Source organism: Pseudomonas sp. P4_C3, from assembly GCF_056402075.1.
Genome location: NZ_JBFUIC010000177.1, coordinates 1 through 9187, shown reverse-complemented (window position 1 = coordinate 9187; position 9187 = coordinate 1). Strand labels below are relative to the sequence as shown.

Here is a 9187-nt window from a genome sequence, read left to right as displayed (position 1 = left end):
GGTTTCCGGGGTTGCAGCAACCCGTGTTTCACCGGTCTGGGTTTCGAGAGGAACACCAATGTGCACGTCAAATCTCCTGCGTGATCTTATTGAGTAAACCCATGCACTACGGATGAATGGGGCGGCAGGGACGGCCGATCAGCACGATTGCGCCAAATCGGAACGATCAATCATTCGAACACTGGCAAAAGTCGATTCGTTTCGTGCCTGGTCGAGCGCTGTCAGTGGTCTGGTCGATGACTGCTGCGTAGTCGCAAGCGTTGCCGCTATGCGACTCATTTCAGAGCCGGAACGCTCGTCGCTGGGTGGAACACCAAAGTACTCGCGATAGCATTTGGAAAAGTGGGGTGTGGACACGAAACCGCATACATACGCCAACTCAATGATCGACAATGATGTTTGCTTAAGCAGTTGTCGCGCTCGAACAAGACGTAACCTCATGTAGTAGCGCGACGGCGTACAGTGAAGGTATTTCTGAAATAGCCGCTCTAGCTGTCGACGTGACAGATCAACGTATTCTGCAAGGTTATCCAGGTCGAGCGGTTCCTCGAGGTTGGCCTCCATCAACGCAACGATCTCCTGCAGCTTGGGCTGCTGAGTTCCCAGCACATGTCTGAGGGGGACGCGCTGATGGTCCTGTTCGTTGCGTATGCGCTCGTAGACAAACATTTCCGAAATGGCAGCAGATAATTCACGACCATGATCGCGACCGATCAGGTGCAACATCATGTCCATAGGGGCCGTTCCGCCGGAGCTTGTGAAGCGGTTTCGGTCGAGGGTGAACAGACTCGCACTGATGCTGACTCGCGGAAATGCTTCCTGCATGGCGGCCAGAAACTCCCAGTGCACACTGCACTCATAACCATCGAGCAGCCCGGCTTTGGCCAGTGCCCAACTGCCCGTGCACACGCCTCCCAGCCGTCTGGATTGACGCGCAAGGGCTTGCAGCCAGGTAATGTGCTCGCGGGTAATCACGCTCTGGATTCCAACACCGCCGCACACGATTACAGTGTCCGCCACTAATGGATTGCTCCACGAACCGTCCGGCGTAATCGGCACGCCGTCACTGGCCCAGACAGGCTCTCCACCGGGGCTGAACGTATGCCAGCGATATAGCTCTCGCCCCGACAACTGATTGGCCATGCGCAGTGGCTCTACGGCTGACGCCAGGGAAATCAGTGTGAATTTATCCAGCAGCAGAAAACCAACTGATTTTGTAGTGGTACCGTCAGAAACGGTGGAGTTCGATGACATCGGAGGTCATGTCCTCACAAAGAGCGATTACGGCCGCAGACACAGGCGCTTGTAATACCCCCCCCCAGCCTCGGCGTAGGGAGTATCAGGTTCGGCGCAATTACCTCCCTGGGTTTATCCCACCGACGTCGCCCTTGCATCCCGCGCAGGCTGACGCGATGTCACCAGACCGATAAAGGAAATCGCCAGCGCCAGGCCAATGGTCGAGCTCACTTCGCTACGGTGTTCTGGGGTGATCATCATGACCGCCAACGCTGCGCAAATGAACGCGATCACCAGCCATGTGAGCCACGGGAATAGCCACATGCGAAAGGCCAGTTCGACATTCTGCCGATGTAGCATCCGGCGCATACGCAGCTGCGACACCGCAATGGCCAGGTACACCAGCAAGGCAATCGCACCGGAGCTGGCCAGCAGGAAGTCAAACAGCCCGGCGGGCATGAAGTAGCTCCACACGGTGATCGCTGCGCCCAGCACGGTGCTGGCGATGACTGCTGCCCGCGGCACGCCTTCGGAGGAGGTCGCCTTCAGCGCCTTCGGCGCATCGCCACGACGGCCCAGCGAGTACAGCATTCGCGAGGCAATGTAGATCGAGGAGTTCATGCAACTGGCCACGGCGATCAGCACCACTACGTCCACCATGAACTTGGCGTGCGGAATGTTCATGATTTCCAGTGCCCGCTGGTAGGAGCCTACCTGGGCCAGCAGCGGATCGTTCCAGGGCACCACGGAGATGACCACGAAAATCGACAACAGGTAGAACACGCCGATGCGCCAGATCACCGAACGCGTGGCTTTGGCAATGTTCTGCGACGGGTTGTCGGATTCGGCGGCGGCGATGGTGACCGCTTCAGTACCAATGAAGCTGAACATGATGGTGATGAAAGCGCCGACTACCGCCGACAGGCCGTTGGGGGCAAATCCGCCATGCTCGGCCATCAGTCCGCTCAATCCGCTGACTTCCCGATCGGGCACCCAGCCCATCAGCACGGCAAAACCCACGCCGATGAAACCGATGATCGCCACCACCTTGGCCATGGCGAACCAGAATTCGAATTCGCCGTACTTGGAGACACTGAACAGATTGGTGATCACCAACGCAATGATCGACACCAGGGCGAACAGCCAGGCATCGATCTGGGGAAACCATTGGTTCAACACATGGCCGGCGGCCAGTGCTTCAATAGGGATCACCAGCACCCAGAACCACCAGTAGAGCCAACCGATGGTGAAGCCTGCCCAACGACCTATTGCCTGGTCGGCATAGGTGGAGAACGAACCGGTGTCCGGGTTGGCCACCGCCATTTCACCGAGCATGCGCATGACCAGAACGACGAGCAGGCCTGAGAATAGATAGGCCAGGAGGACGGCCGGCCCGGCAGCGGCAATGGCATGTCCTGAGCCAACGAATAAACCGGCGCCGATGATACCGGCGATTGACAGCATTGTGACGTGACGAGGCTTGAAGCCCTGCGCCAATTGGCCATACGAATCCTTGGAGCTCGGGCTAATCATTGGTTTTACTCTTTGGCGATCGACATTCAAGCGTTCTGAGTGAGGGGTAGGCGATCAGGGGCTTGCTGTTGCCCCTCCTGAAAGCGACAGTCCTCAACGCTACTGTTCTATAAGCTCTGTCACCGCGATGTGGCCACCGCAGTGAAAAGTTGCGCCACCTTACCCGGCTTGTCCGACAATCCAGATACCTGATCGCGCCACCTCCGTGCCTGATATCGACACGGGAAAACTTTGCACTCGTCGTTGATGCCGAGGTTTTGGCAGCCGCGCGCGATCAAGGAAAAACTCACGTTATCGGAGTATTGAATGCCGATGTCGCTCCTGAAAGAGATCGTTTCGCTGCCGCAACTGACCTGAATCTGCGCAATCGCAGCCATTAAAAAAAGCGGCCCTTTGGCACCGATAACATCGTTTCTCGGCGGCGCTGCTTTTCACTATATTGGCCGCCAGATCCGGTGAGTGACTCAACATTCGCCACCCTCAGTGCGAGTAGTCTTTATGAATAAAAAACCAGGCAGCGCAGGGTTTGTTAATGCGGGTGCGGGAACCCGTGCAGTGTGGGGCGGGGAGCAAGTCAGGCATCCCTACAACGCCACTCAAACGCCCATCGTGGTCAGTGCCGCCTATGGTTATGACGACATCGATGTCTGGTACGACGTTGCGTTGGGCAAGGCGCCCGGCTTTATTTACAGCCGCATGAGCAACCCGACAGTCGAGACCCTCGAGGCAAAGATTCGCGAGTTGGAGCAGGCCGAATCTGCCGTGGCGTTCAGCAGCGGGATGGCAGCGATCAGCAGTGTGCTTTACACCTTCCTGGCCCATGGCGATCGGGTGGTGTCGACCAGGGACAGCTATGGTGGCACCAACAAGATTTTCGAAGAGTTCCTGCCGCGCACCGGTGTGAACGTGACGTTGTGCGAGACGTTCGATCACGAAGAAATCGAATGCGAAATCGCCAAAGGTTGCCAGTTGGTGTATCTGGAAACACCGACCAACCCGACGCTGAAAATACTCGATATCGAGCGTCTGGTGGCTGCGGCCAAGCGCGTCGGTGCCATTGTGGTGGCGGATAACACCTTCGCCACGCCATTGAATCAGAACCCGCTGGCGCTGGGTGTGGACGTGGTCATTCACAGTGCCACCAAGTTTCTCAGCGGCCACGGCGACGTGCTTGGCGGCCTGGTGTGCGGTAGTGAATCACTGATGGGCAAGGTGCGTCATTACCGGGAAATCAACGGTGCGACGCTCGACCCGTTCTCCGCCTACATGATCATTCGCGGCATGAAAACGTTGGTGCTGCGCATGCGTCAGCAGCAACGCAGTGCCCGTGCTCTGGCAGAGTATCTTTGCGTCGAACCCTTGGTGGAGTCGGTCAATTATCCCGGCTTGCCCGGCCATCCGAATCATGCGGTGGCGTGCGCGCAAATGTCCGGTTTCGGTGCAATCGTCAGTTTTGTCGTGGTGGGCGGCATGGACACGGTCAAGGTGCTCTTGCCACGACTGCAATTCGCCCACTGCGCGGGCAATCTCGGTGCGGTGGAAACCATCTACGGTCCGGCCCGTACCACCAGCCATGTCGAGAACACGCTGGAGGAACGCCTGGCCCTGGGTATTTCCGAAGGGCTGGTGCGGATCTCTGTCGGCATTGAAGACACCGACGATCTGCTCGACGACCTGAAACAGGCGTTCGCATTTGTCAGGGAGGCGGGCAACGGACCCGCACAAGCAAACACGCAGCTTTCAATCAATGAAAGTTGCGCCGAAGTTGCAAACTGAAGCGTTAGCGTTAAACCTCACTGCAAGGATGTGAGTGGGGCGTTCATGAAGTGGAATAATAATAAAACTTAGTGGCGATCTGTTTTTTCTCTGCCCAGTCAGTCATCGCAGACGTTAATTCGAGCCCTAATAACTTTCATGAGAACAACCATGTCCATAAAAGAAGAACAACTTCATTCGCGTTCCGGTTTTAAACAGGAGATGCAAACACGGCATATTGTCATGTTGGCATTGGGCGGCGTCATCGGCACCGGACTGTTTCTCACGTCCGGGTACACGGTTAACCAGGCCGGTCCCTTGGGCGCGGTGATCGCTTACATCATCGGCGCGCTCATGGTTTACATGGTGATGATGTGCCTGGGCGAACTGGCGGTACAGATGCCGGAAACCGGTTCATTCAGTACGTACGCCACCCGTTTTCTCGGGCCTGGTACCGGCTATACCGTGGCTTGGCTGTATTGGCTGACCTGGACGGTGGCCATCGGTTCTGAATTCACCGCCGCCGGTATCTTGATGGCGCGTTGGTTCCCGGATACACCGGTATGGATCTGGAGTGCGCTATTTGCGGGCCTGGTGTTTCTGACCAATGTGATTTCGGTGCGTTTGTTCGCGGAGACCGAGTTCTGGTTGTCTCTGGTTAAAGTGGTGACCGTCATCGTGTTTCTGATGATCGGCGGTGGCGCGATTCTCGGTCTGCTGCACATCGATCAGGGCCACAGTATCGGGCTGAGCAACTTCACTCGCGAAGGACTTTTTCCTACCGGAGTCATGCCTATAGCAATGACGTTACTGGCGGTGTCTTTTGCGTTCTCCGGCACTGAGTTGATCGGTATTGCCGCTGGGGAAACCAAGGACCCGCAGCGCAACGTGCCGCGTGCCATTCGTACGACGGTGCTGCGCCTGGCGATCTTTTTCGTGGGGACCATTTTCGTCCTGGCGACGCTATTGCCTCGAGAGCAGGCCGGCCTGGTAGAGAGTCCATTCGTCACTGTATTTACCTACATCGGGATTCCCTATTCGGCAGACATCATGAACTTCGTGATCATCAGTGCCTTGCTGTCGGCCGCCAACTCCGGTTTGTATGCCGCGTCACGGATGCTCTGGACGCTGAGTGACCAGGGTCACCTGCCCAAGCGGTTCTCGGCCCTGACTCGCATGGGTACGCCGCTCAACGCCATTATCGTCAGCATGGCGGGTGGGGCTGCCTCGTTGCTCAGTAGCGTGTTTGCCGCCGACACCATCTATCTGGCGCTGGTGTCGATCTCCGGATTGGCGGTCGTGGTGGTCTGGATGAGCATCGCTGCGAGCCAGATTGCTTTTCGCCGTCACTATGTGGCCAACGGCGGTGACATCCGCGACTTGAAATTCCGTGTCCGGGGTTATCCATGGGTGCCGCTGGGAGCGCTGGTCTGCTGCAGTCTGGCGTGTGTCGGGATTGCGTTCGATCCGGAGCAGCGAGTGGCGTTGTACTTCGGTTTGCCTTTCATCGCCTGGTGCTATTTCGTGTATTACATTACCCGCAAAAGCCGCGAGCGACGCTTGTCGGTTGCCCCCTTGGCACAACCGTCCGACGCGTTCTAGTCAGCGTCGACGGGATGGGCAAGCGTGCTCGGTGGAGGGGGCGTCCAAGAGGTTCAAGCCATGAAGCAAAAGACGCTACCCCCATTGAACTGGCTGCGGGCATTCGAGGTGTCTGCCCGCTGTTTGAACTTCACCCATGCTGCCGAAGAGCTGTTTTTGACCCAGGGGGCAGTCAGTCAGCAGATCCGCCAACTGGAAAGCCATCTTGGAGTGGCACTGTTCAAGCGCTTGCCCCGTGGCTTGGGACTGACCGAGGAAGGCCAGGCGTATCTGCCGGTGGTGCAGGATGCGATCACGCGACTGGCAGTGGGGACCAACGAAATTTTTGGCCAGCACAAACGTCGGCCGATCAAGGTGCGTGGCAGCCTGGCGTTCTTCGTGCATTGGCTGGCGCCCAAGCTGGCAGGGTTCAGCCAGGCGCATCCGCATGTCGATATCCGCTACATCAGCAATATCTGGGTCAAGGAACTGGACGGGGAGGATGACATGGAGATTCGCTGGGGCCACGGTCAATGGCCCGGCCTGGTGTCGCAGCGCCTGACCTGGGACACGTTGTTCCCGGTCTGCTCGCCGGACCTGATGGCAAGGTCGCCGCTGACGGTACCTGCGGACGTGTCGCACCATTCGCTGTTGCATGTCCTGGGCTACGAAGAGGGTTGGGGTTACTGGTTGAACATGGTCGGTGCGGACACCGTCGATTTCTCGACCGGCATGCAGTTCGACACATTGATCTGCACTTTGCGCATGGCCGAGTTAGGGCAGGGGATCGCCCTGGCGCGGTCCTCGATGGTGGAGGAGATGYTTCAGGATGGACGATTGGTCGAACCCTTTACCCAGCGTATCGAAGCCAGCGAGTCTTTTTACCTTGTGCGCGGTTCCGGGGCCGAGCAGCACCCCGACGCGGTGATGTTTTCCACCTGGCTGGTCGAGCAGGCACATCGTTTCAAATGAATGGCCGGAGCCAACCATGCGTTATGTGAGTACCCGAAATTCGGCCGTGCAGGTCGACTTCGAACAGGTCGTATTGTCTGRCATTGCCGAGGACGGTGGGCTGTTCGTACCGCTCGAACTGCCGCTGTTTGAATCGCAGGATATCGCCAACTGGTCGACCTTGCCCTATGACGAACTGGCCTACAGGGTGATCAGTCCGTTTGTGGGCGAGGCGATCCCCGAGACAGACCTCAAGCGCATGCTCAAAGAGGCTGGCAGTCAATTCAGCCATCGTTCCCTGGCGCCTTTGCATCAGGTCGATCGTAACGAGTGGGTGCTGGAACTGTTCCACGGGCCGACTCGTTCCTCAAAGGATTTTGCCGCGCAGTTGCAGGCGCGGCTGGTGCCGTATTTTCTGCACAAGCGCGGGCGTCGTGGGGTGGTGATCGGTGCCACAAACGGCGATACCGGGCTGGCGGCCATCGAGGCGTTCAAGCACTGTGAGGACACCCCCGTGGTGGTGTTTTACCCAGAGAAGGGCGTACCCCTGGACCAACTCCAGCATCTGCGAGCAGCGGCGCACCCAAGGGTTCATCAGTTTGCGGTGAATGGCAGCTTCGACGATTGCCAGACCATCGTCACCCGGCTGTTCCGACAATGGCCGTATGCGCAGCACGAGGCGATCAGTTTCAACTCGAGTAACTGGGTCAGTGTGTTGGCGCAACTGGTGTTTTATTTCCACGCCGTGTTGCAACTGGGGGGTGGTCAACGTCCGATCGGTTTCAGTGTGCCGGCGGCGAGTTTTGCCGAGGTGTACGCAGGCTACATCGCGCAAAAAATGGGCCTGCCGATCACCCAGATGATTGTTGCGACCAACCAGAATGACGCGTTGCATCAGTTGTTTCAGAAGAACCACTACAGCAGGTCACGAGCCAACAAGACGCTTTCGCCTGCCATGGACCTGTCGATCTTTTCCAATCTGGAACGGTTTCTCTGGGAGCTCTACGGGCGTGACGACCAGGCGGTGTGTGCCCTGATGGAGGGGTTCGAGTCCAGCGGCGAGATGGTCATCGCCAACGAGTTCTGGTTGCAGGCGCGGATGATCATCGACTCCTATGCGGTCAGTGATGAGCAGACGCTGACGGAAATCACCTCGCTGTATCGTGACACTGGATACGTCATCGACCCGCATACAGCCACTGGTGTGCTGGCCGCCCGGTTGTATCGGCGAAGCCTGGTGGCGCCCATGGTGACCCTGGGGGAAATCTCACCGGTCAAGTCGGCGGCACTGCTTGGCGAGTTGGGCATCAGTTTGGCGGGATCGCAACCTGAGGTCGCGACGCAAGGACAGGCGCAGGTTTACCGGATTCAACCGGACGATCTCGACACCATCCATGAGCTGCTCAGCGCGCTGTGAAGGCGCGGCAACAGGAGGCCAAGTGAAGCGAATTCTGGACCCCCTCGATGAACACATCATCGCGGAGCTACAGCTCAATGCCAGGGCTGCACATGCCGAGCTGGCAGCCAAGGTCAATCTGTCACGCAATGCGGTGCGCCAACGTATAGAAAGACTTGAACGCGACGGGGTAATACAGGGATATACGGTACGCACGGGGGAGGGGCGACAAGCCACTTCGAACATCAACGCGGTGATTTTCGTTTACCGCTACGACCGGATGCGGGGTGCGGAAGTGCTGCAAGCGCTGCGGGCCATTCCGGAAGTCATTCAGTGCGATGTCATGAGCGGTGAATTCGACCTGATGCTGCGGGTGGGTGCTGCGAGTCCGCAGCGGGTGCACAAGGTCTGGACTGAAATTGCCGCGTTGCCCGGGGTGGAAAATACCGTGACCTCCTTTGTGCTGTCGTCTGTCGTATAGCCCATTTTTCTTACCGCTGAAAGCCAACGTGTGTTGGCTTTTATGCGTGCGCCAGGCATGGCACTCTCACCCGTTTCATCCCAATGTTGCCAGGGCAAAAGCAACCATGTCCCCACCGCTATCGCGAGCAGGCTCGCTCCTACAGTTTTGATCTTCAGTGACCGCCAATCCCACGGTCGGCCACAATCCCTGTGGGAGCGAGCTTGSTCCGGGCGGCGTTCCGACGATGGCGGCGTGACAGTCAATAGAGATGG

8 protein-coding genes are annotated in these 9187 nt (G+C 57.9%); 5 read left to right on the top strand and 3 right to left on the bottom strand.

What is annotated here, in order from left to right:
• Positions 1-138: 138 nt before the first annotated feature.
• The 3 genes from gbdR to AC1DVH_RS21610 all read right to left on the bottom strand — a co-directional run bounded on the left by gbdR (position 139) and on the right by AC1DVH_RS21610 (position 3146).
• On the bottom strand, positions 139-1254 hold the full coding sequence (gbdR, locus tag AC1DVH_RS21620; RefSeq protein ID WP_477755518.1) for a choline metabolism transcriptional regulator GbdR: 1116 nt from the start codon (positions 1252-1254) through the stop codon (positions 139-141).
• A 114-nt stretch (positions 1255-1368) separates the two neighbouring features.
• Positions 1369-2769 carry a GABA permease gene (gene gabP / locus AC1DVH_RS21615; RefSeq protein WP_477755517.1) on the bottom strand — a complete coding sequence of 467 codons (1401 nt, stop codon included), beginning with the start codon at positions 2767-2769 and terminating at the stop codon, positions 1369-1371.
• Positions 2770-2888: 119 nt separating this feature from the next.
• A complete protein-coding gene (locus tag AC1DVH_RS21610) occupies positions 2889-3146 on the bottom strand; it encodes a hypothetical protein (protein WP_477755516.1) in 258 nt (85 codons plus the stop codon).
• A gap of 121 nt (positions 3147-3267) precedes the next feature.
• On the opposite strand from AC1DVH_RS21610, the gene AC1DVH_RS21605 reads away from it, so the two are divergent.
• The 5 genes from AC1DVH_RS21605 (at position 3268) to AC1DVH_RS21585 (ending at position 8933) form a co-directional block, all read left to right on the top strand.
• Positions 3268-4545, top strand: a complete 1278-nt coding sequence (locus tag AC1DVH_RS21605; protein ID WP_477755515.1) for a cystathionine gamma-synthase family protein — start codon at positions 3268-3270, stop codon at positions 4543-4545.
• Positions 4546-4695: 150 nt separating this feature from the next.
• Positions 4696-6126, top strand: a complete 1431-nt coding sequence (locus AC1DVH_RS21600; RefSeq protein ID WP_477755514.1) for an amino acid permease — start codon at positions 4696-4698, stop codon at positions 6124-6126.
• Between the two features lie 60 nt (positions 6127-6186).
• Entirely contained in the window at positions 6187-7077 is an 891-nt protein-coding gene (locus AC1DVH_RS21595) for a LysR substrate-binding domain-containing protein (protein ID WP_477755513.1), read from the top strand.
• Between the two features lie 16 nt (positions 7078-7093).
• Positions 7094-8473 carry a threonine synthase gene (gene thrC, locus AC1DVH_RS21590; protein ID WP_477755512.1) on the top strand — a complete coding sequence of 460 codons (1380 nt, stop codon included), beginning with the start codon at positions 7094-7096 and terminating at the stop codon, positions 8471-8473.
• Between the two features lie 22 nt (positions 8474-8495).
• A complete protein-coding gene (locus tag AC1DVH_RS21585; protein WP_008003746.1) occupies positions 8496-8933 on the top strand; it encodes an Lrp/AsnC family transcriptional regulator in 438 nt (145 codons plus the stop codon).
• Positions 8934-9187: the final 254 nt, after the last annotated feature.